The sequence below is a fragment of the Variovorax sp. CCNWLW186 genome (assembly GCF_037203865.1).
GTDB lineage: Bacteria > Pseudomonadota > Gammaproteobacteria > Burkholderiales > Burkholderiaceae_C > Variovorax.
The window spans coordinates 299,030-325,146 of record NZ_JBBCBO010000003.1 but is presented as its reverse complement, the minus strand read 5'-3'; the positions used below and the strand labels follow the sequence as shown (position 1 = coordinate 325,146).

General features: G+C 68.2%; 26 protein-coding genes. 13 read left to right on the top strand and 13 right to left on the bottom strand.

What is annotated here, in order from left to right; translation table 11 throughout:
• Positions 1-13: 13 nt before the first annotated feature.
• A complete protein-coding gene (locus tag V9K97_RS05815; protein WP_185868077.1) occupies positions 14-187 on the bottom strand; it encodes a hypothetical protein in 174 nt (57 codons plus the stop codon).
• 125 nt (positions 188-312) lie between these two features.
• Between V9K97_RS05815 and V9K97_RS05810 the strand changes: the two genes are divergently transcribed.
• On the top strand, positions 313-1,119 hold the full coding sequence (locus tag V9K97_RS05810) for a metallophosphoesterase (protein ID WP_337316921.1): 807 nt from the start codon (positions 313-315) through the stop codon (positions 1,117-1,119).
• A 7-nt stretch (positions 1,120-1,126) separates the two neighbouring features.
• Here V9K97_RS05810 and V9K97_RS05805 read toward each other — a convergent pair whose 3' ends face one another.
• Positions 1,127-2,710, bottom strand: a complete 1,584-nt coding sequence (locus V9K97_RS05805) for a phospholipase D family protein (protein WP_337316919.1) — start codon at positions 2,708-2,710, stop codon at positions 1,127-1,129.
• Positions 2,711-2,784: 74 nt separating this feature from the next.
• Here V9K97_RS05805 and V9K97_RS05800 point away from each other — a divergent pair, with 74 nt between their 5' ends.
• Positions 2,785-4,014, top strand: a complete 1,230-nt coding sequence (locus tag V9K97_RS05800) for a nucleoside recognition domain-containing protein (protein ID WP_337316917.1) — start codon at positions 2,785-2,787, stop codon at positions 4,012-4,014.
• A 41-nt stretch (positions 4,015-4,055) separates the two neighbouring features.
• Positions 4,056-4,763: a TetR/AcrR family transcriptional regulator gene (locus tag V9K97_RS05795; protein ID WP_337316915.1), complete on the top strand. Its 708-nt coding sequence runs from the start codon at positions 4,056-4,058 to the stop codon at positions 4,761-4,763.
• On the opposite strand, the gene V9K97_RS05790 is transcribed toward V9K97_RS05795, so the two are convergent.
• The 4 genes from V9K97_RS05790 to V9K97_RS05775 are packed head-to-tail and all read right to left on the bottom strand — an operon-like array spanning position 4,760 to position 10,809.
• Positions 4,760-5,941, bottom strand: coding sequence for an acetyl-CoA C-acyltransferase (locus tag V9K97_RS05790; RefSeq protein ID WP_337316914.1), 1,182 nt, complete (start codon positions 5,939-5,941; stop codon positions 4,760-4,762). The genes V9K97_RS05795 and V9K97_RS05790 overlap by 4 nt on opposite strands.
• Complete coding sequence (locus V9K97_RS05785; protein ID WP_337316912.1) at positions 5,934-8,891, bottom strand: AMP-binding protein; 2,958 nt, start codon at positions 8,889-8,891, stop codon at positions 5,934-5,936. Before V9K97_RS05785 ends, V9K97_RS05790 begins: the two co-directional genes overlap by 8 nt.
• Positions 8,888-9,796, bottom strand: a complete 909-nt coding sequence (locus tag V9K97_RS05780) for an SDR family oxidoreductase (RefSeq protein WP_337316910.1) — start codon at positions 9,794-9,796, stop codon at positions 8,888-8,890. The genes V9K97_RS05785 and V9K97_RS05780 overlap by 4 nt, the downstream gene beginning before the upstream one ends.
• Positions 9,797-9,816: 20 nt before the next feature.
• Positions 9,817-10,809, bottom strand: a complete 993-nt coding sequence (locus V9K97_RS05775) for a Bug family tripartite tricarboxylate transporter substrate binding protein (protein ID WP_337316908.1) — start codon at positions 10,807-10,809, stop codon at positions 9,817-9,819.
• Positions 10,810-11,119: 310 nt separating this feature from the next.
• Here V9K97_RS05775 and V9K97_RS05770 point away from each other — a divergent pair, with 310 nt between their 5' ends.
• The 6 genes from V9K97_RS05770 to V9K97_RS05745 all read left to right on the top strand — a co-directional run bounded on the left by V9K97_RS05770 (position 11,120) and on the right by V9K97_RS05745 (position 15,722).
• Positions 11,120-11,563, top strand: a complete 444-nt coding sequence (locus V9K97_RS05770) for a flavin reductase family protein (protein ID WP_443302713.1) — start codon at positions 11,120-11,122, stop codon at positions 11,561-11,563.
• Positions 11,560-12,075, top strand: a complete 516-nt coding sequence (locus V9K97_RS05765) for a BON domain-containing protein (RefSeq protein WP_337316904.1) — start codon at positions 11,560-11,562, stop codon at positions 12,073-12,075. The genes V9K97_RS05770 and V9K97_RS05765 overlap by 4 nt, the downstream gene beginning before the upstream one ends.
• A gap of 46 nt (positions 12,076-12,121) precedes the next feature.
• Positions 12,122-13,021, top strand: coding sequence for a DMT family transporter (locus V9K97_RS05760; protein ID WP_337316902.1), 900 nt, complete (start codon positions 12,122-12,124; stop codon positions 13,019-13,021).
• Entirely contained in the window at positions 13,018-13,956 is a 939-nt protein-coding gene (locus V9K97_RS05755) for a glutaminase (protein ID WP_337298398.1), read from the top strand. Before V9K97_RS05760 ends, V9K97_RS05755 begins: the two co-directional genes overlap by 4 nt.
• A 55-nt stretch (positions 13,957-14,011) precedes the next feature.
• A complete protein-coding gene (locus tag V9K97_RS05750; protein ID WP_337316900.1) occupies positions 14,012-14,518 on the top strand; it encodes a hypothetical protein in 507 nt (168 codons plus the stop codon).
• A gap of 166 nt (positions 14,519-14,684) precedes the next feature.
• The gene (locus V9K97_RS05745) at positions 14,685-15,722 is read left to right on the top strand and encodes an aliphatic amidase (RefSeq protein ID WP_337316898.1); all 1,038 of its coding nucleotides are present in this window, start codon (positions 14,685-14,687) and stop codon (positions 15,720-15,722) included.
• A gap of 2 nt (positions 15,723-15,724) precedes the next feature.
• Here the strand turns inward: V9K97_RS05745 and V9K97_RS05740 are convergent, their stop codons facing one another.
• Positions 15,725-16,615, bottom strand: coding sequence for a LysR family transcriptional regulator (locus V9K97_RS05740; protein WP_337316896.1), 891 nt, complete (start codon positions 16,613-16,615; stop codon positions 15,725-15,727).
• 90 nt (positions 16,616-16,705) lie between these two features.
• On the opposite strand from V9K97_RS05740, the gene V9K97_RS05735 reads away from it, so the two are divergent.
• Together V9K97_RS05735 and V9K97_RS05730 are read left to right on the top strand one after the other, a co-directional pair.
• Positions 16,706-16,900 carry a DUF1127 domain-containing protein gene (locus V9K97_RS05735; protein ID WP_337316894.1) on the top strand — a complete coding sequence of 65 codons (195 nt, stop codon included), beginning with the start codon at positions 16,706-16,708 and terminating at the stop codon, positions 16,898-16,900.
• Between the two features lie 57 nt (positions 16,901-16,957).
• The gene (locus tag V9K97_RS05730) at positions 16,958-18,649 is read left to right on the top strand and encodes a hypothetical protein (protein ID WP_337316893.1); all 1,692 of its coding nucleotides are present in this window, start codon (positions 16,958-16,960) and stop codon (positions 18,647-18,649) included.
• Here the strand turns inward: V9K97_RS05730 and V9K97_RS05725 are convergent.
• Both V9K97_RS05725 and V9K97_RS05720 read right to left on the bottom strand, forming a co-directional pair.
• Positions 18,646-19,227, bottom strand: a complete 582-nt coding sequence (locus tag V9K97_RS05725) for a uracil-DNA glycosylase family protein (RefSeq protein WP_337316891.1) — start codon at positions 19,225-19,227, stop codon at positions 18,646-18,648. The genes V9K97_RS05730 and V9K97_RS05725 overlap by 4 nt on opposite strands.
• A gap of 23 nt (positions 19,228-19,250) precedes the next feature.
• Positions 19,251-20,084 (bottom strand): isocitrate lyase/PEP mutase family protein, encoded by an 834-nt coding sequence (locus V9K97_RS05720; RefSeq protein WP_337316889.1) that lies wholly within the window; start codon positions 20,082-20,084, stop codon positions 19,251-19,253.
• 99 nt (positions 20,085-20,183) lie between these two features.
• Between V9K97_RS05720 and V9K97_RS05715 the strand changes: the two genes are divergently transcribed.
• Entirely contained in the window at positions 20,184-20,642 is a 459-nt protein-coding gene (locus V9K97_RS05715) for a CopD family protein (protein ID WP_258503276.1), read from the top strand.
• A 416-nt stretch (positions 20,643-21,058) separates the two neighbouring features.
• Here the strand turns inward: V9K97_RS05715 and V9K97_RS05710 are convergent, their stop codons facing one another.
• The 4 genes from V9K97_RS05710 to V9K97_RS05695 form a co-directional block, all read right to left on the bottom strand.
• Positions 21,059-21,646: a hypothetical protein gene (locus tag V9K97_RS05710; protein ID WP_337316886.1), complete on the bottom strand. Its 588-nt coding sequence runs from the start codon at positions 21,644-21,646 to the stop codon at positions 21,059-21,061.
• 412 nt (positions 21,647-22,058) lie between these two features.
• A complete protein-coding gene (locus tag V9K97_RS05705) occupies positions 22,059-22,490 on the bottom strand; it encodes a VOC family protein (protein WP_337316884.1) in 432 nt (143 codons plus the stop codon).
• Positions 22,491-22,522: 32 nt separating this feature from the next.
• Positions 22,523-23,758 carry a CaiB/BaiF CoA transferase family protein gene (locus V9K97_RS05700; RefSeq protein WP_337316882.1) on the bottom strand — a complete coding sequence of 412 codons (1,236 nt, stop codon included), beginning with the start codon at positions 23,756-23,758 and terminating at the stop codon, positions 22,523-22,525.
• 6 nt (positions 23,759-23,764) lie between these two features.
• On the bottom strand, positions 23,765-24,964 hold the full coding sequence (locus tag V9K97_RS05695; protein ID WP_093435448.1) for an acyl-CoA dehydrogenase: 1,200 nt from the start codon (positions 24,962-24,964) through the stop codon (positions 23,765-23,767).
• Positions 24,965-25,149: 185 nt separating this feature from the next.
• Between V9K97_RS05695 and V9K97_RS05690 the strand changes: the two genes are divergently transcribed.
• Entirely contained in the window at positions 25,150-26,082 is a 933-nt protein-coding gene (locus V9K97_RS05690) for a LysR substrate-binding domain-containing protein (RefSeq protein WP_337316875.1), read from the top strand.
• The last annotated feature ends 35 nt before the right edge of the window (positions 26,083-26,117 follow it).

The following is a 26,117-nucleotide window of genomic DNA, read 5'->3' as shown; positions in this document are numbered from 1 at the left end:
CTCCGCGGGCTTTTTAGCGAATGACCGAGAGCCAGGCGCTGGCTGCAACGCGCAGTTCCTGCGCCTGGTGGGCGTCGAGGCCGGCACGGGCGTCGGCGCTTTCCATCAGCGCGGCGGCGTGGCTCACCGAAGCGTTGGCATTGGAAGAACGGAAGAAACGGGCCACTTGGGCAATGAGGCTGAACATGACAGTGCGCTGCTCTTGGCTGCGCTGGAGTGGTTGATGTACCAAGAATAGGGGTTATCCCTAATATTGGAAGCCCCACTTCATGCGCTTTCTGCATGGGCTCATTCCCCTAGACTGGCCGCACGATGAAGCTGCAACTGCTCTCCGACCTTCACCTGGAGTCTCACCCCCGCTTCCAGGCCGAGCCGGTGCCCGGCGCCGACATGCTGGTGCTGGCGGGCGACATCGGCTCCTACCAGGAAGGCTCCCGCCTGACGGACCCCGATTTCGGCCTGGGCCGCTTTTCGCCCCGCAACGGCTGGCCGGTGCCCGTGATCTACGTGCCCGGCAACCATGAGTACGACAACACCGATTTCGACGAGACCCACGAGCGCCTACGCGCGCTCTGCAAGGAACTCGACATCCTGTGGCTGGAACGCGAGACGGCGGTCATCGGCGGCATCCGCTTCATCGGCACCACGCTGTGGGCCGACTTCGACGCACTGGTGGAACCCACCGACGGCTTGGCCGACGCGCTCAAGAAGCGCGGCAAGGCCATGCGTGCCGCCGACTTCTACCTGGAAAAGGCCGCCACGGTGCGCGGCGGCCAACCGTTCATGGCCGGTGCCATGCGCGAACAGGCGCTGCTGTGCCAGGCCTGGCTCGAGCAGGCACTGGCCGAGCCTTTCGACGGTACGACGGTTGCCATCACGCATTTCGCACCGAGCCTTGCCAGCGCCGACCCGCGCTACGGCCTCACGCCGGGCACAGCGGGCTTCTGCAATTCGCTCGATGCGCTGCTTCCCCGCGCCCAGCTGTGGCTGCACGGCCATTTGCACTGCCCGTTCGACTATGTGAAGGACGGCTGCCGCGTGGTCGCCAATCCGCTCGGCTACAAGGGCAAGGGCGAGCAGGAGGGCTTTCGGCCCGGCCTGCTGATCGAAGTGAGCTGAGCATGCGTTACAGCAGTTCTTCGCCGACGATCGGCAGCAGCAGCCAGTTCTTGAAGCGCAGCCACAGAAACTCGCCGGGCTCGTCCTCGTGGACGATGTCTCCGCCGGCATCGTCGTATTCCAGCCATTGCACGCGGCGGCCGTTGGGCCCGAGCCGCAGCCGGTAGCCTAGGCTCACGCGGCCCTTGCTCAAGAGCTTTTCGTAGTCGGCCACCAGTTCCGGGCTGTCGATGACGAGCCCCATCTCGGTGTTGACCGCCGCGGAGCGGTGGTCGAGATTCATCGAGCCGATGAAGAAACGCTGGTCGTCGATCACCGCGAGCTTGGCGTGCAGCCGGCTGATCGACTGGCCGAAGTCGCCGAAATGCCCCGAGCGCCCGGAGAGCATCGGCGCAATCTCGTAGATGCTGACGCCGATCTTCAGCATGTCGGCGCGATAGCGTTCGTAGCCCGCGTAGGCCAGCGGCTCGTCGGTGGCGCCCAGCGAGTTGGTCACCACGGTGATGCGCCCTCCACGCGCGATGGCTGCCTTCATCATGGCCATGCCGCGCGTGCCGGGAATGAAGTACGGCGAGGCGATCTTGACCTCATGGCTGGCCGAATTGATGACGCCCAGCGCGCCCTCGTTCACGCTGCCCGCATAGGCCGCCTCGGGCGCGCGCGTGATCTTCGCGGGGTCGTCCACGAACAGCGTGAACGGCGCCCAGCGCAGGTCGACCTTGCCGGTGGTGAGCTGCTCGCCCACCGGCGACCTGTCCATCACGTCGCGCTGGCGAATCGGCACATCGGGCTGCGCCGTGCCGGCAATGGCGTCGAAGCGCTTCTGCGCCTCGTCCACCGTCATGCGCAGCGGCGCGATGCGCTCGATGGGCCACGCATGCTCGCTGTTCCAGTAGCGATCGAAGCCCTCGGACATCTTGCGCACCACCGGCCCGCTGGAGAGCACGTCCATGTCGATGAAGTTCGCCGCCGTGCCGCGCATGAAGTATTCGTTGGCGATGTTGCGCCCGCCCGAAACCGCAAAGCTGTTGTCGGCGACCAGCAGCTTGTTGTGCATGCGGTGGTTGATGCGGCCGAAATCCGCAATCGAGAGCAGGAGCCGCAGCGCGAGCGAGCCGGCCCGCGATGGCAGCGGATTGAACAGCCGCACCTCGACGTTCGGAAAAGCCGAGAGCGTGCCGAACACCTCGTCCTCGCCGGACGTGTAGAGATCGTCCACCAACAGGCGCACCCGGACGCCGCGCGACGCCGCGTCGCGCAGTTCGCGCAGCAGCAGCAGGCCGACGTCGTCGTTCTGGATCAGGTAGTACTGCACGTCGAGCGACTTCTCGGCATGCCGCGCCAGGGAAATGCGGGCGTCGAAGGCGAAGGCCGCTTCCGGCAGCAGCCGAAAGCCCGACTGCGATGCCGCCGCGTCGGGCGCGCCCGGCCGCACCAGCTGGCCGAGCGCGGTGCCTGCCACGTCGGTGATGGCCGCAGTCGGCGTGCGCGGCTGCGGCGGCGGGAGGCCCGCGCAGCCCGCCAGCCACGCCGAGGCCACGGCGGCCCACACCAGGGCCGCGAGCCGGCGGATCAGCAAAGTGGCTGTCATGGTCCGCACTGTAGCCCGCGGCAGGCGCCAGCGGAGCCCTATGATCGACGCCACAAAAAAGGGAAAGAACACGCGTGCTCAACGGCTTGTGGCTGGGTTTCTTCGGAATGGCGATGCTGGCGGCGCTCGGGCGCTGGCTCGTGGGCGGCGACCCGGCCGTCTTTGCGGCCATCGTCGAAAGCCTGTTCGCCATGGCGCGGCTCGCGGTCGAGGTGATGGTGCTGCTGTTCGGCACGCTCACGCTGTGGCTCGGCTTCTTGCGCATTGCCGAGGCGGCAGGCCTGGTCGGCTGGCTCGCGCGCCTGCTCGGGCCGCTGTTCCGGCGACTGATGCCGGGCGTGCCCGCGGGGCACCCGGCGCTGGGGCTCATCACGATGAACTTCGCGGCCAACGCGCTCGGGCTCGACAACGCGGCCACGCCCATCGGCCTGAAGGCCATGCGCGAGCTGCAGCGGCTGAACCCCGACCCGGTCACGGCCACCAACGCGCAGATCCTGTTTCTGGTGCTCAACGCATCGTCGCTCACGCTGCTGCCGGTGACCATCTTCATGTACCGCGCGCAGCAGGGCGCGGGCGATCCCACGATGGTGTTCCTGCCGATTTTGCTGGCGACCAGCGCATCGACGCTGGTGGGCCTGCTCTCGGTGGCCGTGGTGCAGCGCCTGCGGCTGTGGGACCCGGTGGTGCTGACCTACCTGGTGCCGGGCGCGCTGCTGCTCGGCGGATTCATGGCACTGTTGGGCACCCTGTCGGCCGCGGCCATCGCCTCGCTCTCGTCGCTCATGGGCAACCTCGCGCTGTTCGGCGTGATCATCGTGTTCCTGCTGGCCGGCGCAATCCGCCGCATCAAGGTCTACGAGTGTTTTATCGAGGGCGCGAAGGAAGGCTTCGACATCGCGAAGAACCTGCTGCCCTATCTTGTGGCCATGCTGTGCGCCGTCGGCGTGCTGCGTGCCTCGGGCGCGCTCGACTCCGTGCTCGGCGGCCTGCGCTGGCTGGTCGACATGGGCGGCTGGGATTCGCGCTTTGTCGACGCCATGCCCACCGCGCTGGTCAAGCCCTTCTCGGGCAGCGCGGCGCGCGCGATGCTGATCGAAACCATGAAGAGCCAAGGCGTGGACAGCTTTCCCGCGCTCGTGGCTGCCACCATCCAGGGCAGCACCGAGACCACCTTCTACGTGTTGGCCGTGTACTTCGGCGCCGTCGGCATCCAGCGGGCGCGCCATGCCGTGGCCTGTGCGCTTCTGGCCGAGCTGGCAGGCGTGGTGGCGGCCATCGCGGTCTGCTACTGGTTCTTCGGCTGAGCGGCAGCGCGCAGGTGCCGCCGGTTTAAGCTCGCAGGCCTATGAAGAAAACCTCCGCCTCAAGGTCGCATGCCGAATCGCCCGCCGGTCCGGCGGCATCCGGTGCCGGTGCGCCGCTGGAGGGCGCGGAAACCAAACGCTCGACCTACCACCACGGCAACCTTCGCGATGCACTGGTGATGCGCGGCATCGAGATCCTCGATGCGCAGGGCCTTGCCGCGCTGAGCCTGCGCCAGGCGGCGCGCGACGTCGGCGTGTCGCAGACGGCGCCGCTTCACCACTTCGAGGGCAAGTCGGGCTATCTCGCGGCCATTGCCGCGCAGGGTTTCCGCATGATGTTCGACCAGCGCATCCGCGCATTGCGCAGCCTGCACGATCCGCGTGAACGGCTGCTCAGCGTGATGCTCGCGCACCTGCAGTTCTCGCTCGAACGGCCCGCGCTGTTCCAGGTGATGTACGGCCCGGCCATTCCGCAGAAGCTGCAGTTCCCCGACCTGGAACAGGCCGCCACGCGCTCCTACGGCATTCTGGAAACCTGCGTGGGCGACTACCTGAGCCACCGCAACGTGCCGCTAGCCCGCGTGCGGCCGGCGGCGCTGGCCGCGTGGACCGCCTGCCACGGCCTGGCCACCGTGATGGTCGACCGCCAGAACGCCTGGGACATCGTCGGCAAGGACCCGATGAAGATCGGGCACGACGTGTTCTCGATCTTCATCGCGGGGCTGGACTACCAGCCCGCGGCAGCCTAGCCCGGGGCCACCTCGAACAGGCCGGCGGCGCCCATGCCGCCCCCGACGCACATCGTCACCACCACGTACTTCACGCCGCGGCGGCGCCCTTCGTGCAGCGCATGGCCGGCCATGCGGGCGCCCGACATGCCGAAGGGATGCCCGATGGCGATGGCGCCGCCGTTCACGTTCATGCGCTCCATCGGAATGCCGAGCCGGTCGGCGCAATGGAGCACCTGCACCGCGAAGGCTTCGTTGAGTTCCCAAAGCCCGATGTCGTCCACGGCAAGGCCCGCCTGCCGCAGCAGCCTGGGCACGGCAAAGACCGGGCCGATGCCCATTTCGTCGGGTGCGCAGCCGGCCACCGCAAAGCCGCGGAACCAGCCGAGCACAGCAAGCCCGCGCCGCGCCGCCAGGTCGGCGTCCATCACCACGCAGGCGGCCGCGCCGTCGGACAGCTGGCTGGCGTTGCCCGCGGTCACGGTGCCGTTCGCGAGCACCGGCTTCAACCCGGCCAGCGTTGCGGCGCTGGTGCCGGCGCGCGGGCCTTCGTCGCGCGCCAGCGTGGCGGCCTCGTCGCGCGTGGTGCCGTCGCGCTCGTGGCGGCGCACAGTGGTGTGGATCGGCACGATCTCGGCGTCGAAGCGGCCCGCCGCCTCTGCCTCCGCCTGGCGTTGCTGGCTCAGTGCCGCATACACGTCCTGCCGCTCGCGCGAGACGCCGTAGCGCTGCTGCACCACCTCGGCGGTTTCGAGCATTGGCATGTAGACCTGCGGTGCGTGCGCGGCCAGCCAGGGCTCCTCGCGCATGAACTGGTTGGTGTGCTCGCGCACGCAGCTCACCGATTCGGTGCCGCCGGCCACCGCCACCTGCAGGCTGCCCGCGCGCACCGCCTGCGCGGCGATGGCGATGCTCTGCAGGCCCGACGAACAGTAGCGGTTGACCGTCATGCCCGGCACGCTCTCGGGCAGCCCGGCGGCAAGGGCCGAAATGCGCCCGACGTTGAAGCCGTTGGCGCCTTCGGGAAAGGCGCAACCGAGGATCACGTCTTCCACCTCGTCGGCGGGAATGCCGGCACGCGCCACCGCATGCCGCACCACGTGGGCACCGAGCGTGGCGCCATGCGTCAGGTTGAGCGTGCCGCGGAAGGCCTTGCCGATCGGCGTGCGGGCATAGGAAACGATGGCGGCATCACGCATGCTGGGGTTCCGGAAGATCGAAGGGGAGTGCCGAGGGCGCCGCTCGGCTTGTGGCCGAGGCGCCGCGGTGCAGCGCGAAGGCCTGCAATGCCTGCATGGCTTCGGCCTCGCCGGCAAACACCGCGAAGCCGGCCTGGGCAAAGGCCGCCCGTACATGCGCGTGCGGGCTGTAGACCGCCAGCGGCTTGGCCGCGTCGTTTACCACGGCCCGGCATTCGCGCACGAAGCGCGCAAGGTCGTAGCTCGGCCCGCCCACCGCCAGCAAGCCCAGCGCGGCGGCGTCCACGGCTGCGTCCTGCAGCACCACCTGCATCACCGCGCCGAGCAATGCCGGTTCGGCCAGCAGCATCGCCGTCAGGTCGACCGGATTGCGGTTGAGCGAAAAATTGGGCAGCAGCTCGGCCAGGCGCTGCTCCGCGTCCGCTGACAGCCGCGCCAGCGGCAGCCCACGGGCCTGCGCCTCGTCGGCCGCCAGCACGCACGACGCGCCGGAGTTGCTGACAACCGCGAGCCGCGGCACCCCGCCCGCACCGCCGGCACCGGGCGCCGGCCCGAGGTAAAGCGGCACGGCGCCGACCAGCTCGACAAGGCCGCCCACGGTGCGGCAGCCGTGCGACTCGAACATGGCGTCGAGCCCGGCACCGGCCGCCCCGGCCGAGCCCGTATGCAGATCGGCCGAACGCTTGCCGTGCGCCGACCGCCCGGAGCGCACCGCGAGCACCGCCACGCCGCGCTGGCGCGCCGTTTCGAGCGCTGCGGCCATGCGCACCGGGTCGGGCACATGTTCGACATAGAGCAGCACCAGCCGCACGCCGGGCTGACGCGCCAGTGCATCGACCAGGTCGGCCGTGTCGACATCGGCCTCATTGCCGGTGGCGGCCACGCAGCGCACGCCCCAGCCCGCTTCGCGCAGCAGCGCATAGGCGGAGACGCCGAAGGCGCCGCTTTGCGAAACGATGGCCACCGGCCCGTCGAGCGGCGCATGGTCGCTGTAGATCGATGCGAAGGAGAGCACCGCACCGCTGTCGAAGCTGGCGACACCGATGCTGTTGGGCCCCACCAGGCGCACACCGCCGGCCCGGGCGATGCCGGCCAGGGCTTCCTGCCGGGCACGGCCCTCGGCGCCGACTTCCGCATAGCCCGAGGCGAACAGCAGCGCATGCCCCACGCCCAGCCGCGCGCACTCGGCAAGCTGCTGCTCCGCCTGATCGGCACCGATGCACAGCACCACCGCATCGGGCACTTCAGGCAGTTGGTCGAGTGCCGCGTAGGCCTGCAGGCCCTGCACCTCGCCGGCGCGCGGATGAACCGGATAGATGCGGCCGCCGAAACCTTGCTCCAGCAGGTAGCGGATCGGCCGGCCGCCGACCTTGTGCGGGTTGTCGGACGCGCCGACCACCGCCACCGAGCGCGGCGCCAGCAGCCGCTCGAGCGAGGGCCGCACCCGCGCCGGCACGGCTTGCGCCAGCGCCTTCAGCTGCGCCTTGAGCAGCTTGCCGGTGGGGCTGGCGGGCAGTTGGGCCATCACATGCACCTCGGCCGGCACCTTGTACGGCGCCAGGCGTTCGCGCAGAAAGGCGCAGAGCCGCGCGGTGTCGATGCTGCGGCCCTGCAGCGGCTCGACGAAGGCGACGATCTCCTCGTCGCCCGCCACGCTGCGCCCGACCACCGCGCACTGCGCCACTTCCGCGAAGGCGGCAATCGCCTTCTCCACCTCTGCCGGGTACACGTTGAAGCCGCCGCGGATGATCATCTCCTTGCTGCGGCCCACGATGGAAAGATCGCCGGCCGGCCCGAAGACGCCGATGTCGCCGGTGTGCAGCCATCCCTCGGCATCCACCGCCGCGCGCGTTTGCGCCGGATCGCGAAAGTAGCCCTTCATCACGTTGGGCCCGCGGATCAGGACTTCGCCGCGCTCGCCGCGCGCAACCGGCCGTCCGTCTGCATCTGCGAGCACCACCTCCACGCCCGGAATCGGCCAGCCGGCGGTCACGTCCGAGGGCGGCGGATGGCCGAAGGTGCGGGTTGCCGCGGGTGCCGACTCGGTCAGGCCGTAGCCGTGGTGCAGCGGCAGGCCGAGCAGCGCCTCGGTCTGCGCCTTGCGCGTGGCGTCGACCAGCGAGCCGCCGATGTAGGCCATGCGCAGCCGGTTGGGGGCAAGCGGGCGGCCCTGCTGCTGCGCCCATTCGTGCAGCCGCGCGTACATCGCGGGCACGCCCTGGAACACCGTCACCTGTCCACTGGTGATCGCCTCGGCCAGCAGCCCCGCCGAGAAGCGGCCCACCAAGCGCAGCGTGGCGCCGGCGCGCAGCGCGCACAGCAGCGCGGAGATCAACCCGAACGAATGCGAGATCGGCAGCGCGTGGAAGATCACGTCTTCCGGCAGCAGCACCTGCTGCACCATCGAGGCACGGGTGACGAAGTCGAGATTGGCGTGGGTCAGCATCACGCCCTTGGGCAGGCCGGTGCTGCCCGATGTGTAGATCATCAGGGCGACATCGTCGGCCGCCTCTTCCGGCCCCGTGCCCGGACCTTCGCAGCGCTGCAGGCGCCCGCCCGGCGCGCAGCCGAGCACGCCGGCGGCGCCACGCCGTTCGGCGTGGGTCAGCGCCTCGCCCGATGCGCCGGCCGCGAAGTACACGAGCCGGGGCTCGCAGTGCGCGCAGATCGCATCGATCTCGCCGCCCGACATGCGGGCATTGAGCGGCACCGCCCAGCCGCCGGCGCGAATGGCGCCGAGCAGCAGCACCACCATGTCCTCGCTGTTCTCGCCCACCAGCACCATGCGCTGGCCCGGCGCGAGGCCGGCCTGCACGAGCGCAGCCGCCGCTTCTTCGATGTGCGCGGCCAGTTGCGCATACGACAGCGCACGGCCGTCCTCCAGCATCAGAGCGGGGTGGTCGCCACGACCCGCTGCAACCACCTCGTCGACGATCCGGTCGATCCTCATGAATCGCCCCGGGGCGCGGCATCCGGCCCAGCCGCTTCGCGCAGCGCCCGGTCGCGTGCGTCCTGCCCCCGTATCGCCTCGCGCATGCCGCGCCAGGCCTCATCGTCCAGATCGGCCAGTTCGGTGAAGGACGCGCCGTTCTGCCGATGCCCTGCGCCGTCGATGGCAATGGTTTCGCCGGTAATCCACTCGACGCCGTCGGCCATCAGGAACACCGCCAGGTTCTGCAGCTCGGGCATGCGGCCCAGCCGGTTCATCGGGTTGCGCACCGCGCCGTCTTCCCACGCAGCCTTGGGGCTGAGCCGGCTGTTTGCGCCTTCGGTCGGAAAGATGCCCGGGGCGATGGCGTTCAGCCGGATGCCGTAGCGGCCCCACTCGATGGCGAGCGACTTGGTCATCACGTCCACGCCGGCCTTGCTCATGGCGGACGGAACCACGAAAGGCGCGCCGGTGCGCACCCAGGTCACGACGATGGAAATCACCGAGCCCTTGTGGCCGGTGGCGATCCAGCGCCGCCCGACGTGGTGGGTGACGTAGTAGGTGCCGTGCAGCACGATGTTGGCGACCGCATCGAAGCCGCGCGGCGACACGTCCTGCGTGCGGCTGACGAAGTTGCCGGCCGCGTTGTTGACCAGCCCGTCGAGCGGGCCGTGCTCGGCCCAGATGCGCTCGACCATGGCATCGACGGCATCGGCATGGCGGATGTCCACCGCGTGCGCGCGCACCACGCCGCCGTGGCGCTCCATGAGCTCGGCGGCGGTGGCGTCGAGCATCGGCTGGCGGCGGCCGCAGATGTGGACCTCGGCGCCCAGTTGCAGGTAGCGCTCGGCGATCTCGCGGCCGAGGCCCGAGCCGCCGCCGGTCACGAGGATGCGCTTGCCGCGCAAAAGATTGGCTTCGAACATGCAATGACTTTCAGTGAGACTTACTCGAGGACGATCTGCTTGGCGCGGATCAGCGGGGCCCAGCGCTCGCGCTCGCGGCCGATGTAGGTGTTGAACTCGGCGGCCGTCAGCGCCGGCGGCACCACCAGGCCGAGCGCCTCGAACTGGTCGCGGAAGCTGCGGTCGGCCACCGCCTGTGCCACGGAGGCGTTCAGCCGGCTCACCACGTCGGGCGGCGCGTTGCGGGGCAGCATGAGGCCGAACCAGGTGGTGACCTCGTAGTCGGGGTAGCCGCTCTCGGCGACCGTCGGCACCTCGGGCAGGGCCGGCAGTCGTTCGCGGGTGGTCACCGCGAGCGGACGCAGCTTGCCGCCGCGCACCAGGCCCATGGCACTGCCCGTGGAGTCGGCAAAGAACTGGATGTCGCCGGCCATCAATGCGGCCTGGGCCGGGGCGCTGCCGTTGTAGGGCACATGCACCAGCGAGACACCGGTTGCGCTTTGCAGCAGTTCGACGGCCAGGTGCAGCGAACTGCCGGTGCCCGTGGATGCGTAGTTGAGCTTGCCCGGCTTCGCCTTGGCTTCGGCGATCAAGCCGCGCAGCGTGTGGTGCGGCGAGCTGTTGCCGACCAGCATCACGATCGGCGTAACAGCGATGCGGGCCACGGGCTGCAGCTCCTTCTCGGGGTTGTAGGACAGCTTGGGATAAAGCAGCGGATTCAGCACCGCCGTGGCGCCGGTGGCAAACAGCACGGTGTAGCCGTCGGGCTCGGCGGAAGCCACCAGGCGCGCACCCAGTGCCGTGTTGGCCCCGGGCTTGTTGTCCACGATGACCGGCTGGCCCAGGTCCTTGCGCATGCGCTCGGCCAGCGTTCGCGCCAGCACGTCGCTGATGCCCCCCGCCGTGTAGGGCACAACCAGCCGGATCGGCCGGTCCGGGTACGCGCCGGCGGCCGAAGCCGCGGCGCAGAAGAGCGCGAGCAAGGCGAGCGGCACCCACTGCCGCAGGCGCCGAGAGAGTTGTCGTCCGAGCATGTCGTCTCCTTTTTATGGCTCGCCCCCGGCAGTGGCAGGGCGCGATTTAATCTTATCAGTGTTAAGTTAATAGGAAAATATGAGAGCTTTCCCTATATGTTTCCATGCGTACGGCGACGCAGCGACCAGAAATCTAATCTGATCACCAGAAAGATAAGTCGCACCCTGAAAGCGCCGGTCGGCGGCCCGCCCGGCCTTCGGCCAGAATAGAGCGGCGTCATCCTGCGCACTCTCTGGCTTTTCCGTGAACGCTCCCGCCCAGGCGCAACCGCCTTCCTTCTCGACCGAAGAATTCCGCAGCGCGCTCGGCATGTTCGCCACGGGCGTGACCATCGTCACTGCGCGTTCGGCCGAGGGCGTGCTGGTCGGCCTCACGGCGAATTCGTTCAACTCGGTGTCGCTCGCACCGCCGCTGGTGCTGTGGAGCCTGGCGCGCGCGGCGGGCTCGATGCCGGCGCTCAGCACCGGTTCGCACTACGCCATCAACATCCTGGCCGCCAACCAGAAGCAGTTGGCCGAGCGCTTTGCCGCCAAGAACATCGACCGCTGGGCCGACGTGGCCTTTACCGAAGGCCTGGGCGGTGCGCCGGTGCTGGCGGGCGCGGCGGCGAGCTTCGAGTGCTTCAACCGCAGCCGCTACGACGAAGGCGACCACGTGATCTTCGTCGGCGAGGTGGAGCGCTGCACGCACAACGCGGGCGCCTCGCCGCTGCTGTTTCATGGCGGGCGCTTCTACACCGAGCATCCGCTATGAAGGTTGCGCCCGCAGCGCTGCTCCTGCTGGCTGCCGCCGCGCACCACGCGGCAGCGCAGCAGGCCAGCGGTGCGGACGGCTCGGCGCCACCGAAGCAGAACTGGTTCGATGACCCGTTCTTTCAGGTCTCGTCGGGCCTGCCCGGCTGTGCGGTGCCCGAAGGCCCTTTCTACACAAGCGAGGAGCGGCGCCAGCAGACCCATTCGCGGCTCGAGCGCGGCACCAGTTGCTGGCTCGCCGGCAAGTGCGCGGACAGCAATGCCTACCGCTACGACAAACCGCTGGCGCCCAAGGTGCGCGCCGCCCTCGATGCAGTGCCGGGCGTGCGCCGCGGCAGCGTCTGGGTCATCTTGCAGCGGCGCTGGGTCTACCTGCAGGGCTGCGTGCCTTCGGCCGCACTGGCCAGGCGGCTGGAGCGTGCCGCGCGCGCCATGCCCGATGTCGAAACCGTCGTGCCCGACTTGATGGTGGGCACGCGCGGCAAGCCTCCGTACCCCGTGGCCGGCCGCTGAACGACGAACAGACAACCAATCAAGAATCGCAGGCAGACAAGAACGAATGATCCAGCGCAAGACCCATCTCGACTCCCTCGCCATCGGCCTTCTCATCGCATGCTGCGCGTTCTGGGGGCTGCAGCAGATTCTCATCAAGACCACAGTCACCGAAGTGCCGCCGCTCTGGCAGGCGACGATCCGCATGGTGGGCGCCGTCGTGCTGCTGTGGCTCTGGTGCGTGTGGCGCCGCGTGCCGCTCTTCGAGCGCGACGGCACGCTGCCGGGCGGCCTGCTCGTGGGGCTGCTGTTCGCGGGCGAGTTCGCCTGCATCTACCTGGGCCTGCAGCACACCTCGGCCTCGCGGCTCACGGTCTTTCTTTACACCGCACCTTTCTGGGTGTCGCTGCTGCTGCCGCGCTGGGTGCCGGCCGAACGCCTGCGGGGCTTGCAATGGCTGGGCCTCGTCATCGCCTTCGCCGCCGTGGTGTTCGCGTTCAGCGAGGGCTTCGGGCACTCGAGCTCCAACCAGTTGCTGGGCGATGCCATGGGGCTCGTGGGCGGCATGCTCTGGGGCCTGACCACGCTGGCGCTGCGCACCACGAAGCTTGCCACCGCAAGCGCCGAGAAGGCCTTGTTCTACCAGGTGGGCGTGACCGCGGCGGTGTGCCCTGTGATCTCGCTGCTGCTGGGAGAAAAGTGGGGCTTCTCGTATTCGGCCTGGGCGTGGACGTCGATCGGCCTGCAGACCGTGATCGGCGCGTTCGCGAGCTATCTCACCTGGATGTGGCTGCTGCGGCACTACCCCGCCACTCAGATGTCGTCGTTCAGCTTTCTGACGCCGCTGTTCGCATTGGTGTTCGGCGTGGTGCTGCTCAGCGAACCGCTCACGCTGCAATTGATGCTCGCGCTGGTGGGTGTCGGCCTGGGCATCGTGATGGTCAACCGGCGAAAGGCACGGCCATGAAAGACGCAGACTTCCAGCCGGTGCTCGACGACATCGTCGCCACCTTGCGGCCGCTGCTGGGCAAGGCCGGCACGGTGGCCAGCTACATTCCCGCGCTGGCCTGCGTCGATCCGCAGCAGCTCGGCATTGCGCTGCGCACCTGCCAAGGCGCCGAGGCTTTTGCCGGCGACGCCGAAACGCCGTTCTCGATCCAGAGCGTGTCCAAGCTCTTCACGCTCACGCTTGCCATGCAGCGCATGGGCGATGCGCTGTGGGAGCGCATCGGACGCGAGCCCTCGGGCAACCCCTTCAACTCGCTGGTGCAGCTGGAGAACGAGCACGGCAAGCCGCGCAATCCGTTCATCAATGCGGGCGCCATTGCCGTCGCCGACCGCCTCGTGAGCCAAGCGCGCGCCAACGGCGGCAGCGCCAAGGCCGACATTCTTGCGTTGATGGGCAGCCTGTGCGGAGAGCCGATCGCGTTCGACGACGAGGTGGCGCAGTCCGAAGCCGCCACGGGCTTTCGCAATATCGCGCTCGCCAACTTCATGAAGAGCTTCGGGAAGATCGACAACGACGTCGCCGATGTGCTCGACACCTACTTTCACCAGTGCGCGCTGCGGATGAACTGCCGCCAGCTCGCACGTGCGGCCGCGTTCCTGTGCCGCGACGGTGCGCATCCGATCGACGGCCAGGCCGAAGTCACCGGCGAGCGGCAGGCACGGCGCATCAATTCGCTGATGCTCACCTGCGGAACCTACGACGCGGCGGGCGATGTGGCGTTTTCGATCGGCCTGCCCTGCAAAAGCGGCGTGGGCGGCGGCATCGTGGCCGTGGTGCCCGACCGGCTCACGCTGTGCGTCTGGTCGCCGGCGCTGGATGCCACGGGCAACTCGCTGCTCGGCATGAAGGCGCTGGAGCTCTTCGTTGCGCGCACCGGTCTGTCGGTGTTCTGAGCGCCCGTTCGCCGGCACGGGCGAAAATGAGGCGCACACGAACACAAGCACCCGAATGACCGAAGCCACAGATTCCACCACCGACTCCGACGACACCCTCCCCCTTCAGGAAGCCCGCCTCTGGCGCGACGGCCAATGGGCCGCCCGCGTGATCAAGAACGAGGAAGACGACGGCTGGGCCGTCGAGATGACGCGCCACGGAGACCCGGAGCCGGCGCTGGTCGGCCCATGGACCATGGGCCGCGACAAGAAGAACCCCAAGCCGCTCGACGGGCCCGCGTTTTCGACGCTGGTGAAGACCGCCGCCGAAGTCATTCGCCGCCATGAGCAGCAGCTGCACGCCACGCTCAACAAGAGCGTGACCGTCACCGCCCGCAACGACCAGCGCGTGCGCGTGTCGCTCGCCATCGTTCCCGACGAGGACAGCCCCTCCGCCACGCTCACCGCGCATGACGATGCGGACGACACCGAGCTTGCCAGCGTCAACGTCTCGCCGGCCTTCAGGCTCACCACGTCCAGCGCCACGGCCTGGATCGAATCCGATTACGCGCGGCCCCGCTGAACGCCCCCGCCGCAATCAGCGAAATGACGTATGGGCAGCCCCCGCTGAGTTGAGAACAATCGGCTTCGACGACACGAACCCGCCGCACCGCAGACAAGCCCGAACCGGAACAACGCCGGGCCGGGCTTTTTTTCTTGTTTCTCAACCATCCTTCAGGAGCAGCGTCATGCGACATGGTGATATTTCGAGCAGCAGCGATTGCGTGGGCGTCGCGGTCGTCAACTACAAGATGCCCCGCCTGCACACCAAGGCCGAGGTGCTGGACAACGCCCGCAAGATCGCAGAGATGCTGGTCGGCATGAAGAAGGGCCTGCCGGGCATGGACCTGGTGATCTTTCCCGAATACTCCACGCACGGGATCATGTACGACGAGAAGGAGATGTACGACACCGCCGCCACCGTGCCCGGCGAGGAGACCGCCATCTTTGCCGACGCCTGCCGCCGCGCCAACGTGTGGGGCGTGTTCTCGCTGACCGGCGAGCGCCATGAGCAGCATCCGGACAAGGCGCCCTACAACACGCTGATCCTCATGAACAACCAGGGCGAAATCGTCCAGAAGTACCGCAAGATCATGCCGTGGGTGCCCATCGAGGGCTGGTACCCGGGCGACCGCACCTACGTGAGCGACGGCCCCAAGGGCATGAAGATCAGCCTCATCGTCTGCGACGACGGCAACTACCCCGAGATCTGGCGCGACTGCACCATGCGCGGCGCCGAACTCGTCATTCGCTGCCAGGGCTACATGTACCCGGCCAAGGAGCAGCAGATTCTTGTGTCCAAGGCCATGGCCTTCATGAACAACACCTACGTGGCGGTGGCCAACGCGGCGGGCTTCGACGGCGTGTACTCGTACTTCGGGCATTCGGCCATCATCGGCTTCGACGGCCGCACGCTCGGCGAATGCGGCGAGGAAGAAATGGGCATCAACTACGCCGAGCTTTCCATGGGGCTGATACGCGATGCGCGCAAGAACGGCCAGTCGCAGAACCACCTGTTCAAGCTCATGCACCGCGGCTACACCGGCGTCATCAATTCGGGCGACGGCGACAAGGGCGTGGCCAAATGCCCGTTCGACTTCTACAAGCAGTGGATCGAAGACCCCGAAGCTGCGCGCAAGCAGGTGGAGTCGTTCACGCGCAGCACCATCGGCACTGCCGAGTGCCCAATCGAAGGCCTTCCGAACGAGCCCACGCGCAGCAGCTGAAATCAGAGCTGGCGAAACTCCGTCAGCACCTTCAACACACTGAGCGTGGCGCCGTCGAGCGTGGCACGCTGGCGGTGCGCAATGCCGAGGCGCCGCGTGAGCCTGGGCGTGACCGGCAAGATCTGCATGCGCTCGTTCAGCGCCGCGTCGGTGGACTGCTGCAGCGGCAGCAGCGCGGCGCCATAGCCGGCCGCCACCAGGCTGCGGATGGCCGCGTCGTAATTGAGCTCGATGCGCGCGCGGGGCGCGAAGCCCGCCGCTGCAAACCACTCCATGGTGAGCCGGTACATGTGCGTGGTGGCCTCGTTGAAGATCAGCGGCTGCGCCGCCAGCCATGCGGGCGTCACGCGCTTGGGCGCCTTCCAGCGCTGCGGAACGAAGGCCATCATGGCCTGGTCGCGCCAAGGCGTCACGACCAGATCGCGCAGCGGCGGCTGCGGCACGGCCACCAGGCCGATGTCGAGCGTGCCCGCCGCCAGCCGAGACATCGCGTCGTTCGAGCCGAGGATGCTCACCTCCACGTCGATGCCTGAATGCCCCACGCCCAAGGCCTCGAGCACTTGCGGCAGCAGGTCGACCACCACACCGGTGGAAGTGCCCAGGCGCACGCGGCCGGTGCGGCCTTCGGCCTGGCGCTTGACGGCTTCGATGGCGTCGTCGGTGTCGCGCAGCAGCTTGCGTCCGCGCTCGACCAGCGCCGCGCCAGCCGCGGTGGGCGTGACACGGCGGTTGCCGCGCACCACCAGGGATGTGCCCAGCCGCGATTCGAGTTCGCTGATGTGCAGGCTCACGGTGGGCTGGGCAAGGTGCAGCGCACTGGCGGCCGCCGAGAAAGTGCCAAGGTCGGCAATGGCAATGAGCGTACGAAGCTGGTCGAGGTTGAGTTGTCGCATCAGGAATGCTGATTGGAAGTGTCAGGAATCTCAACTTCCACAATAGCATGCATCGCCGCAAGATCGGCGCTCCCCAACAAGGAGCCCATCGTGACAGCGCCAACGCACTCGCCCTTTCATCAACGCCTGATGCATGCCCTGCGCAGTTGGCGCCGCCGCGCCGCGGAGCACCGCCGCAACCGCGCCGACTCCCAGCATCTGGCCGGCATGAGCGACCACGAGCTGCGAGACCTGGGCATCGGGCGCAGCCAGGTCCAAGCGTTGACGGAGCGGGACAAGTACTGAAAGAAAACCGCCTCGACCTTCAAACGCCGACGCGCAATTTGAGGTTCAATCCGGGGCGTGCCCAAACCCGCTGCTCCCACCCCGCTTTCCATCGAACTCACCTCGCCGCAATCAGTCGATGGCCGCCGCGCGGCCTTCCAGTCGCTCTGGCTGCTTGCGCGCATGAAGCACGCGCACGATGCCGAAGGCGGCCTGGTGCGGCTGTCAGACCTTCGCGGCGAAGTCACCGGCGCGAGCACGCTGCGCATGGTGGTGAGCCGTGCCTTCCGCGACTTCAAGGCGTGGAGTGTCGAGGTGGGCTGGGGCGAAGACACGCAGCGTGAGCCGCGCTTCCTGAACGACGAACGGCGCAGCCAAGGGCCCTTCTGGTTGCCCGCGGCGGAGGCGAAGCGTGTTCGCCTGCTGGTCGGCGGCCGCGCCGCCACGGCGGCCGAAGTGGCGTCTTTTCTCGGGCTGCGTTCGCGCAAGCTGGCTTCAGCGGAGCCAGGCTCGCCGATGCCGCCCGATGCCGTGCACCTGCAAGACGCCGCGTTCTGGAAGCAACTGGTCGCCTCGCAGCAGGCGGCGCGGCAAGGCCGGCTCATGGCGCCGGTGGCGGGTGGCGGCACGCCGGGCCAACCGGCCAGCGCGCTCGAGTCCATCCGCCTGGCCGGCACGCTGGCCGCCACCGACTTCCAGCGCGCGCTGGTCACGCTCAACGAGGCCATGCTGTGGCGCCGGCTCGGCGACAACGAACAAGCTCGCCGCAGGCTGCAGGCGCTCAAGAAGCAGCGCCTCGCGCACCACGTGGCGGGCAACGACTACCTGGGTGCGATGGAATGCATCGTCTCGGCCTGGTGCGCCTACACCGCGCGCGACCTGCCGCTGGCCGAATCGCTGCTGGGCGGCATGGCCGGCGACGCGGCGCGCGGGCTGGTGCTGCGCCACCACCCCGACGTGCGCTTCGAGTGGTGCAACCTCTGGGCGCTGGTGTGCCGCTCGCGCGCACTGGGGCTTGCCGCCGACGACAAGCCCGCCGCCGCGGCACTGGCCGAAGAGGCATTGCGCCGCTTCGGCGAGGCGTTGGCCGCAGCCTTCGAGTCGCATTCCTTCGACGCGGCGCAGCACGTGGCCGCCAACATGGGCATGGCCGCATGGCTGTTCGACCGCGTCGGCCTCTCCGACCTGCCAGCCCTTGCGCACGACGGCAATGCCGACACCACGCGCCGCGCCGTGCAGTGGATTGCCTTCAGCGAATGGCTCTGCGGCCACACCGACGGCCAGGGTCGCTCCGCCTGGAACGCGATCTACCTGATGCGCATCGCGCGGGGCCATTGCCGCCCAGAGCCGCAACCCACGCTCGCCCAATTCCGCACGCAGAAGCCGCTGGACCCTGCCGCGATATCGACGCTCGCCGGACCGCTTGCGGACGCGTTCGATGCGGCCCACTGGCCTGCGCGCTGGGTCGAGGTGGCGCAGGCGCGGTTGGCCGATCACCAGGCCGGCCGCCGGCGCTACCCCGGCCTGCAGCATTGCAGCCTGCTGTTCGAGCACGCCTGGTATGCGGCGCATGCGGGCGACCTGAAGGCGGCCGAGCAGTCGCTGAGTTTGTTGCGCGAGGCCTTGCCTCAGCTCGTGCCGAGCGACCGCGCCTACTTCACCGAATCGTGGAACGACACGTTGCCGGCCGAACTGGTGCTGGAGACAAAGCCGCCGCGGCGGCCCGCGGCGCGGAAGAACGCTATTCGCAAGGTCGGCAAGACCGGCTAACCGGTGTTCCTCAGCGCCTGCCGCACGCGCTCGCGCAGCACCGGCAGCACGTCGCGCTCGAACCACGGATGGTGCTTGAACCAACCCGTGTTGCGCGGCGACGGATGCGGCAGCGGAATGAAGCGCGGTGCGTACTCCGCAAAGGCCTCGACGGTTTCCGTCACACCGCCTTTGCTGGTGCTGCCCAGGAAGTGGCGCTGCGCATACTGGCCGATGAGCAGTGTCAGTTCGATGTGCTTCATCTGCGCAAGCAGGCGTTCGTGCCATAGCGCGGAGCACTCCCTGCGCGGGGGCAAATCGCCGCTGCTGCCACGCCCCGGGTAGCAGTAGCCCATCGGCATGATCGCCACGCGCTCCGGGTCGTAGAACACCTCGCGGTCGATGCCGAGCCAGCGGCGCAACTGCTCGCCGCTCTTGTCGTTCCACGGCATGCCGGTGGTGTGCACCGTCAGGCTCGGCGCCTGGCCGACGATCAGCAGCCGCGCACTGGCGCTGGCCTGCACCACCGGCCGCGGCCCCAGCGGCAGGTGGGCCGCGCAGGCAATGCAGCTGCGGATTTCCGCGAGCAGCGCTTCCATGTCGGGCCTGGGGTCCTCTTCGCTTATCTCTTTCCGAACGGACGAAAGAAGCCGTCGAGTTCGCTGCCCATCGCGGCGCCGGCAAAACCGTCGAAGCGTCCCTCTTCCGCCAGCGTGCGCGCGGCGCGCATGAACCCGCCCCAGGCCGAACGCGCGAGCGCGCCGCCCACGCTCACGCGCCGCACGCCGAGTTCGGCGATGTCCTGCATGGTGAGTTCGCTGGTCGAGCCGACGAGCAGGTTGACCGGCTTCGGCGCCACCGCCGCAACCACCGCGGCAATCTGCTCGCGCGTCTTGATGCCGGGTGCGTAGAGGCAATCGGCGCCAGCTTCGGCATAAGCCTTGAGCCGCGCGATGGTGTCGTCCAGGTCGGGCCGGCCCGCGAAGAAATTCTCGGCGCGGCCCACCAGCAAGGTGTCGCCGCCCGCCGCATCGATGGCTTGGCGCGCAGCGCGCAGCCGCTCTACCGCCACCTCGATAGGAAAGAGCGGGTTCGCGGCATCGCCGGTCGAATCTTCGATCGAAAGGCCGGCCACGCCGGTTTCGACCGCAAGCCGCACGCTTTCGGCAACGCCCTGCGCATCGGCGGCAAAGCCGTTCTCGAAATCGGCGTTCACCGGCAGGTCGGTGGCCGCGACCAGCTCTCGCAGATGGGCGAGGATCAACCCGCGCTCCAGTCCGCCGTCGGCCTTGCCGTGCGACCATGCGAAGCCCGAACTGGTGGTGGCCAGCGCCTTGAAGCCAAGGCCTTCGAGGTAGCGCGCGCTGCCCGTGTCCCAAGGATTGGGAATGACGAAGCAGCCCTGCTCATGAAGGGCGCGGAAGTCGGCGCGTTTTTGCGCGATGGTGCGGGTCATCGAAGCCTCGTCTTTCTTTCTTGCATGCGAAAGACGGAGTTTTAACGCAACAGCGCCGGCATTGCGCACTCGCGCCTTTCGGTGTTCTGATCGGTCCCCATGCAACACGTCATCCTGCTTTTCATCCATCTTCTGGCCGCCGCCTTCTGGGTCGGCGGCATGGCCACCCTGCACTTTGCGGTGCGCCCCGCCGCTGTCGCCACGCTGGAGCCGCCGCTGCGCCTGCGCACGATGGCCGCGGCGCTCCGGCGCTTCTTCGTCGGGGTGGATGCGGCGGTCACGCTGCTGTTCGTGACCGGCGTGGCCATGATCCTGCTGATGGGCGGCTTCCGCGGCGTGCACTGGCGCGTCGAGGCGATGATGGGCATCGCCATCGTCATGGCAGGTATCTACGTGTACATCCGCGCCTCGGTGTTCAGGGCGCTGCGGCGCGCGGTCGACGAGAGCGCATGGCCCGTGGCGGCCGGGCGGCTCGACATGGTGCGTAAGCTGGTGAGCCTGAACCTCGTGCTCGGCGTGGTGGTGTTCGGGGTGGCGATCGTGGGGCGCGCGAGCTAGCTGTTGCCGCGGCCCAATTCGACCCGCGGCTCGCTGGTGCAAAGAACGGAGACGCAATCGGTGAATCCGGCCACCAGGTACTCATGGACATCGGGGTAGAACAACCGATGCAGCTGCCGGAGCGCACCGATTCCTGTGACAGCCAGCCACCCGATCGAATCGAATAAACCCATCCGTTCGGCTGGGAACAGGCGGGCCAGTATTCGCCCAGGTCGCGCTCGTCCATGACCCGATAGGCCACGACGCCGTCGAACCTGACTCTGATCGACGTATCGCTTTTTATGTCCTGGGCGACGACTGTGAGTTGCTGCAGCGCGTAGTCGACACGCACGATCTCCCAGGCACCCTGGTCATCGAAGGCGGTCGGTACAGCGACCGCCTCGAGCTTTTTCATCTGAGTCATCGCCCGGGATTCCTTATTGGCGCTCGCCCAGCACCGCACCGTCCACCGGCTTCAGCAGCCACTGCGCGATGTCCTCGCCCAGCTTGTAGGTCACGACACCGACCATGCTGCAGGTGCTGCGCGGCATGCCGAAGTAGATGAACATCTGGCGCTGCGCGGTGAACTTCGCGGGCGCGTCGCCCTGGCGCTCCAGCGTGCCGCGCAGCTGAACGATCTTGGGGCCGCCGTAGAGGCCGCCCGCGTTCGCCAGCAGATCGGTAATTTCCAGCTTCAGCACGGGCGCAGCCTGCGCGTTGGCGGGTGCCGGCGGCGTGAGCAGAAATTCGTAGGGCTCAAGCAGCTGATCCTGCACGGCTTGCCGCAGCGAAGCAGGCACATCGCAGGCGTCGTCGGCCTTCGACAGTTGCACGCCCTTGGTGGTGGTGCCATAGGCGATGGCGGGCATGACGACACTGTTGCGTGGCGTGGCGGTTGCGGGCGGAGGCTCGGGCGTGGCCGGTTGGCGCGAGCCGCAGGCGGCCAGCAGCGCAGCGACGACCAGCGCCGACATGGCGACGGAAAGTCGCGCGGTGGCACGCGCGGCAGATGAAAGTTCGGACATTGAAAAGCTCCCTTGAAAAATCGTTGTATGCGCGATGGCGCGCGCCGATTCTCCGCGAAGCTCAACGGGCGGAGCGGTAGTCGAGGTGCGGGTGCATTCGGGGAGGGTGCATTCAGGGCATGTGCAAAGGCCACCGGGTACTCCCCTCCGCGAATGTCCCACGGGGCTGCGCCCCTCCTCCTTTATTTCGCTGCGCGGAGCACCCGATGCCCTGTGCACCAGGGCACGCTGCTGGTGTTCCGCTGATCAACGACTGCTCTGCCCAACGCACCCGCTGGCGGGGTGCCTTGCGCAGCGAAATAAAGGAGGAGGCCGCAGGCCGGGGGACATTCGCGGAGAAAGGTACCCCGTCGGCGGGTGCGCCGCCCCGAGCGAACAACAGCACCAAAAACAATACCGCGGCAAACAGAAATCAGCCCGCCGCCCCCTTGAGTTCGATGCCGTTGCCGTCCGGGTCGGTGATGTAGATCGAAGGCCCGTCGCCCTCAGCGCCGAAGTTGTTCTGCACCTCTCCATTCACCTGAACGCCGTGCCGGGCCATCAACGCGCGAATCGCCGCTTCGTCGAAGGGCTCGATGCGCAGGCAGATGTGGTCGACGTTGCGGCCTTCCTTGCCGGGCAACGCGCCGCCCTGCTTGCCGAGCGGGCCATTGAGCGTGACGAGGTCGATGAGGTTGGTGCCGGCGCGCAGGTGCACGAGCCCCAGGTGTTCTCGGCGCCTCTCGACCGCGCAGCCGAGCACGTCGCGGTAGAAGGCAATGGCGCGCTCCGCGTCCTTCACGCGCAGCACGACGTGGTCGATGCGCAGCACCGAGAACAGTGGGCTGTGGATCGGGTCCGTCATGGCTTGCTCTCCTTGCTTGATTGCTTGCTTTCTTAGACCACGCCCGCCGCGCGCAGGGTGTCGAAGCGCGCGGCGTCGATGCCGAACTCGGCCAGCACCTCGCGCGTGTGCTGGCCCAGTGCCGGCGGGGCATGGCGCAGCACGGGCGGCGTGGCTGTCAGGCGCAGCGGGCTCGCCACGCCGGTGATGCTTTCGATGCCGTCGCCTGCATCGCGCGGCAGCGTCACGGCCAGGCCGCGCGACTTGACCTGCGCATCGTCGAAGGCTTGGGCAATGTCGTTGATCGGGCCGCAGGGCACGGCCTTGTCCTCGAGCAGCGTGACCCAGTCGGCGGTGGTGCGGGTGCGCGTGAGCTCTTCCATCATCGGAATGAGCACACCGCGGTGCTTCACGCGCAGCGTGTTGGTGGCAAAGCGCGCATCGGCCGCCCACTCCGGGTGGCCGGCCGCCTCGCAGAAGCGCGCGAACTGGCCGTTGTTGCCGATGGCCAGCAGCATCGAACCGTCCAGCGTCGGAAAGTCTTGATAAGGCGCGAGGCTCGGATGCGTGTTGCCCTGGCGCTGCGGCGCCTTGCCGGTGTTGAGAAAGGCGCTCGCCTGGTTGGCGAGGATGGCCATGCCCACGTCGAGCAGCGCCATGTCGATGTGCTGGCCTTCGCCGGTGCGATTGCGCACCTGCAGCGCAGCGAGGATGGCGGTGCTCGCATAGACGCCGGTGAACAGGTCGGTGAGCGCCACGCCCACGCGCAGCGGTCCGCCGCCGGGCTCGCCGTCGGGGCGGCCGGTGATGCTCATCATGCCGGTCATGGCCTGGATCATCAGGTCGTAGCCCGCGCGCTCGGCATACGGGCCGTCATGGCCGAAGCCGGTCACGCTGCAATAGATGAGGCGCGGGTTGACCGCGCGCAGGCTCTCATGGTCGAGGCCGTATTGCTTCAGGCCGCCGGTCTTGAAGTTCTCGACGACGATGTCGGCCTGCGCCGCCATCTGCTGGAGCAGCGCCTGCCCGTCGGGCGTGGCCATGTCGACCGTGACCGAACGCTTGTTGCGGTTGCAGGCGGTGAAGTAGCTGGCCTGATCGGTGTCGTTGCCGTTCGCGTCCTTGATGAACGGCGGGCCCCAGGTGCGCGTGTCGTCGCCCACGCCGGGCCGCTCGATCTTGATGACATCGGCGCCCAGGTCCGCGAGGATCTGCGTGCACCACGGGCCCGCGAGCACGCGGGACAGATCGAGAACCTTGATGCCGTCCAGGGCTGCGGGCTTGGCCATGCGTGCTTAGTTCGCGAAAGCCGCAATGCCGGTGATCGCGCGGCCCAGGATCAGCGCGTGGATGTCGTGCGTGCCTTCGTAGGTGTTCACCACTTCGAGGTTCACCAGGTGGCGGGCCACGCCGAACTCGTCGCTGATGCCGTTGCCGCCCATCATGTCGCGCGCCAGGCGGGCGATGTCCAAGGCCTTGCCGCAGTTGTTGCGCTTCATGATCGAGGTGATCTCGACCGAGGCGGTGCCTTCGTCCTTCATGCGGCCCAGGCGGAGACTGCCTTGCAGGCCCAGCGTGATTTCGGTCTGCATGTCGGCCAGCTTCTTCTGGATGAGTTGGTTGGCGGCGAGCGGGCGGCCGAACTGCTTGCGGTCCAGCGTGTACTGGCGGGCACGGTGCCAGCAGTCTTCGGCGGCACCGAGGGCGCCCCATGAGATGCCGTAGCGAGCGCTGTTCAGGCAGGTGAACGGACCCTTGAGGCCCTGCACTTCAGGGAACGCGTTTTCTTCGGGGCAGAACACGCCGTCCATCACGATTTCGCCGGTGATGCTGGCGCGCAGGCCGACCTTGCCGTGAATCGCGGGGGCGCTGAGGCCCTTCATGCCCTTCTCGAGCACGAAGCCGCGGATCGGGCCCACGGTGCCGCTTTCGCTGACTTCCTTGGCCCACACCACGAACACGTCGGCGATGGGCGAATTGCTGATCCACATCTTGGCGCCGCTGAGCGAATAGCCGCCCGGCACCTTCTTGGCGCGCGTGACCATGCTGCCGGGGTCGGAGCCGTGGTCGGGTTCGGTCAGGCCGAAGCAGCCGATCCACTCACCGGTGGCGAGCTTGGGCAGGAACTTCTGTTTTTGCGCCTCGGTGCCGAATTCGAAGATGGGCACCATCACCAGCGAGCTCTGCACGCTGGCCATCGAGCGGTAGCCCGAGTCGACGCGCTCCACTTCGCGGGCGATCAGGCCGTAGGCCACATAGTTGAGGCCGGGGCCGCCGTACTGCTCCGGAATCGTGGGGCCAAGCAGGCCGAGCGCGCCCATTTCACGAAAGATGGCGGGGTCGGTTTCGCCGCTGCGGAAACCTTCGATGACGCGGGGCGCCAGGCGCTCCTGGCAGTAGGCATTGGCCGCGTCGCGGATCATGCGTTCTTCGTCGGTCAGTTGCTGGTCGAGAAGAAGGGGGTCGTCCCAGTGGAATTGCGCTTTGGCGGCCATGTGGCTGTCTCCGGAATAGGGGGAAAAAAGAAACCGAGGGGAATGGGCCGATCCTAGCCATGCAAGGGGCCGGGCGCAAACGATGAATCCTCACCCAGATATGAGCGTGACGCACATCTTGCGGCTGCGCACAAAGACGTTTCCATTGGTAGCGGCATCGTCCCAGTCATACACTAGCGGCATACATGCGCCGCAAGATCCCACCCCTGCAGACCCTCGTGTGCTTCGACGCCGCCGCGCGCCACGAGAGCTACACCCGCGCCGCGCAGGAACTCGCGCTCACGCAAAGCGCCGTGTCGCGCCAGATCGGCACGCTGGAAGCCTTTCTGGGCGTGGCGCTGTTCCGCCGCACCCGACATGGCGTGGCCCTTACCGCAAGCGGCGCGGCCTACGCGCGGCAGATCACCAAACGGCTCGAGGCCATGGAACGCGACACGCTCGACGCCATGGCGCACCAGGGCGAAGGCGGCTCGCTCTCGCTGGCGGCCGTGCCCACCTTTGCCACGCGCTGGCTGATGCCGCGCCTCAAGGGCTTTGCGGCGCTGCAGCCCGACGTGGTGGTGCACATCGAGACGCGCACCCGCCCCTTTCTTTTTGCCGATGCCGAATTCGATGCCGCGCTGTACGCCGGCACACCGGCGCAAGTAGAAAACTGGGCCGGCACGCACGCACTCATGCTGATGCATGAAGACGTGGTGCCGGTCTGCAGCCCGTCGCTTCTGCCGCGCGGCAAGCCGGTGGCGCCCGCCGCCATCGCTAAGATGCCGCTGCTGCAGCAAAGCACGCGGCCGGACGGCTGGCGCCAGTGGTTCGACGCGCAGCAGATCGATGCGCCCAACGCGCGCGGCGGGCCGCGATACGAGCTGTTTTCCATATTGGCCGCAGCCGCGTCGCACGGCCTGGGCGTGGCGCTGATGCCCACCATGCTGGTCGCCGACGAGCTTGCGCGCGGCGAACTGGTGGTGGCCTGCGCGCGGCCGCTCTCGGGCGAGCGCAACTACTACCTCGTGACGCCCGAGCGGGCCGATCAGCGGCCGCTGCTGAAGTTCTTCAGCGACTGGCTGCTCGCCGAGGCACGTCGCGGCTCATCCCAAGACGCTGCCGATATGATGGCCTGAACCACCAGGCGGGCCGTCTTCCGCCTCTTCCGCCT

Bases quoted from the DNA above. Each gene is read 5' to 3' on its own strand.
- V9K97_RS05690 (WP_337316875.1), top strand. From the start codon at position 25,150: ATGCGCCGCAAGATCCCACCCCTGCAGACCCTCGTGTGCTTCGACGCC.
- V9K97_RS05785 (WP_337316912.1), bottom strand. From the start codon at position 8,891: ATGAGGATCGACCGGATCGTCGACGAGGTGGTTGCAGCGGGTCGTGGC.
- V9K97_RS05775 (WP_337316908.1), bottom strand. From the start codon at position 10,809: ATGCTCGGACGACAACTCTCTCGGCGCCTGCGGCAGTGGGTGCCGCTC.
- V9K97_RS05695 (WP_093435448.1), bottom strand. From the start codon at position 24,964: ATGGCCGCCAAAGCGCAATTCCACTGGGACGACCCCCTTCTTCTCGAC.
- V9K97_RS05705 (WP_337316884.1), bottom strand. From the start codon at position 22,490: ATGACGGACCCGATCCACAGCCCACTGTTCTCGGTGCTGCGCATCGAC.
- V9K97_RS05700 (WP_337316882.1), bottom strand. From the start codon at position 23,758: ATGGCCAAGCCCGCAGCCCTGGACGGCATCAAGGTTCTCGATCTGTCC.
- V9K97_RS05815 (WP_185868077.1), bottom strand. From the start codon at position 187: ATGTTCAGCCTCATTGCCCAAGTGGCCCGTTTCTTCCGTTCTTCCAAT.
- V9K97_RS05760 (WP_337316902.1), top strand. From the start codon at position 12,122: ATGATCCAGCGCAAGACCCATCTCGACTCCCTCGCCATCGGCCTTCTC.
- V9K97_RS05710 (WP_337316886.1), bottom strand. From the start codon at position 21,646: ATGTCCGAACTTTCATCTGCCGCGCGTGCCACCGCGCGACTTTCCGTC.
- V9K97_RS05790 (WP_337316914.1), bottom strand. From the start codon at position 5,941: ATGCGTGATGCCGCCATCGTTTCCTATGCCCGCACGCCGATCGGCAAG.
- V9K97_RS05810 (WP_337316921.1), top strand. From the start codon at position 313: ATGAAGCTGCAACTGCTCTCCGACCTTCACCTGGAGTCTCACCCCCGC.
- V9K97_RS05745 (WP_337316898.1), top strand. From the start codon at position 14,685: ATGCGACATGGTGATATTTCGAGCAGCAGCGATTGCGTGGGCGTCGCG.
- V9K97_RS05715 (WP_258503276.1), top strand. From the start codon at position 20,184: ATGCAACACGTCATCCTGCTTTTCATCCATCTTCTGGCCGCCGCCTTC.
- V9K97_RS05780 (WP_337316910.1), bottom strand. From the start codon at position 9,796: ATGTTCGAAGCCAATCTTTTGCGCGGCAAGCGCATCCTCGTGACCGGC.
- V9K97_RS05765 (WP_337316904.1), top strand. From the start codon at position 11,560: ATGAAGGTTGCGCCCGCAGCGCTGCTCCTGCTGGCTGCCGCCGCGCAC.
- V9K97_RS05755 (WP_337298398.1), top strand. From the start codon at position 13,018: ATGAAAGACGCAGACTTCCAGCCGGTGCTCGACGACATCGTCGCCACC.
- V9K97_RS05770 (WP_443302713.1), top strand. From the start codon at position 11,120: ATGTTCGCCACGGGCGTGACCATCGTCACTGCGCGTTCGGCCGAGGGC.
- V9K97_RS05750 (WP_337316900.1), top strand. From the start codon at position 14,012: ATGACCGAAGCCACAGATTCCACCACCGACTCCGACGACACCCTCCCC.
- V9K97_RS05725 (WP_337316891.1), bottom strand. From the start codon at position 19,227: ATGGAAGCGCTGCTCGCGGAAATCCGCAGCTGCATTGCCTGCGCGGCC.
- V9K97_RS05720 (WP_337316889.1), bottom strand. From the start codon at position 20,084: ATGACCCGCACCATCGCGCAAAAACGCGCCGACTTCCGCGCCCTTCAT.
- V9K97_RS05805 (WP_337316919.1), bottom strand. From the start codon at position 2,710: ATGACAGCCACTTTGCTGATCCGCCGGCTCGCGGCCCTGGTGTGGGCC.
- V9K97_RS05740 (WP_337316896.1), bottom strand. From the start codon at position 16,615: ATGCGACAACTCAACCTCGACCAGCTTCGTACGCTCATTGCCATTGCC.
- V9K97_RS05795 (WP_337316915.1), top strand. From the start codon at position 4,056: ATGAAGAAAACCTCCGCCTCAAGGTCGCATGCCGAATCGCCCGCCGGT.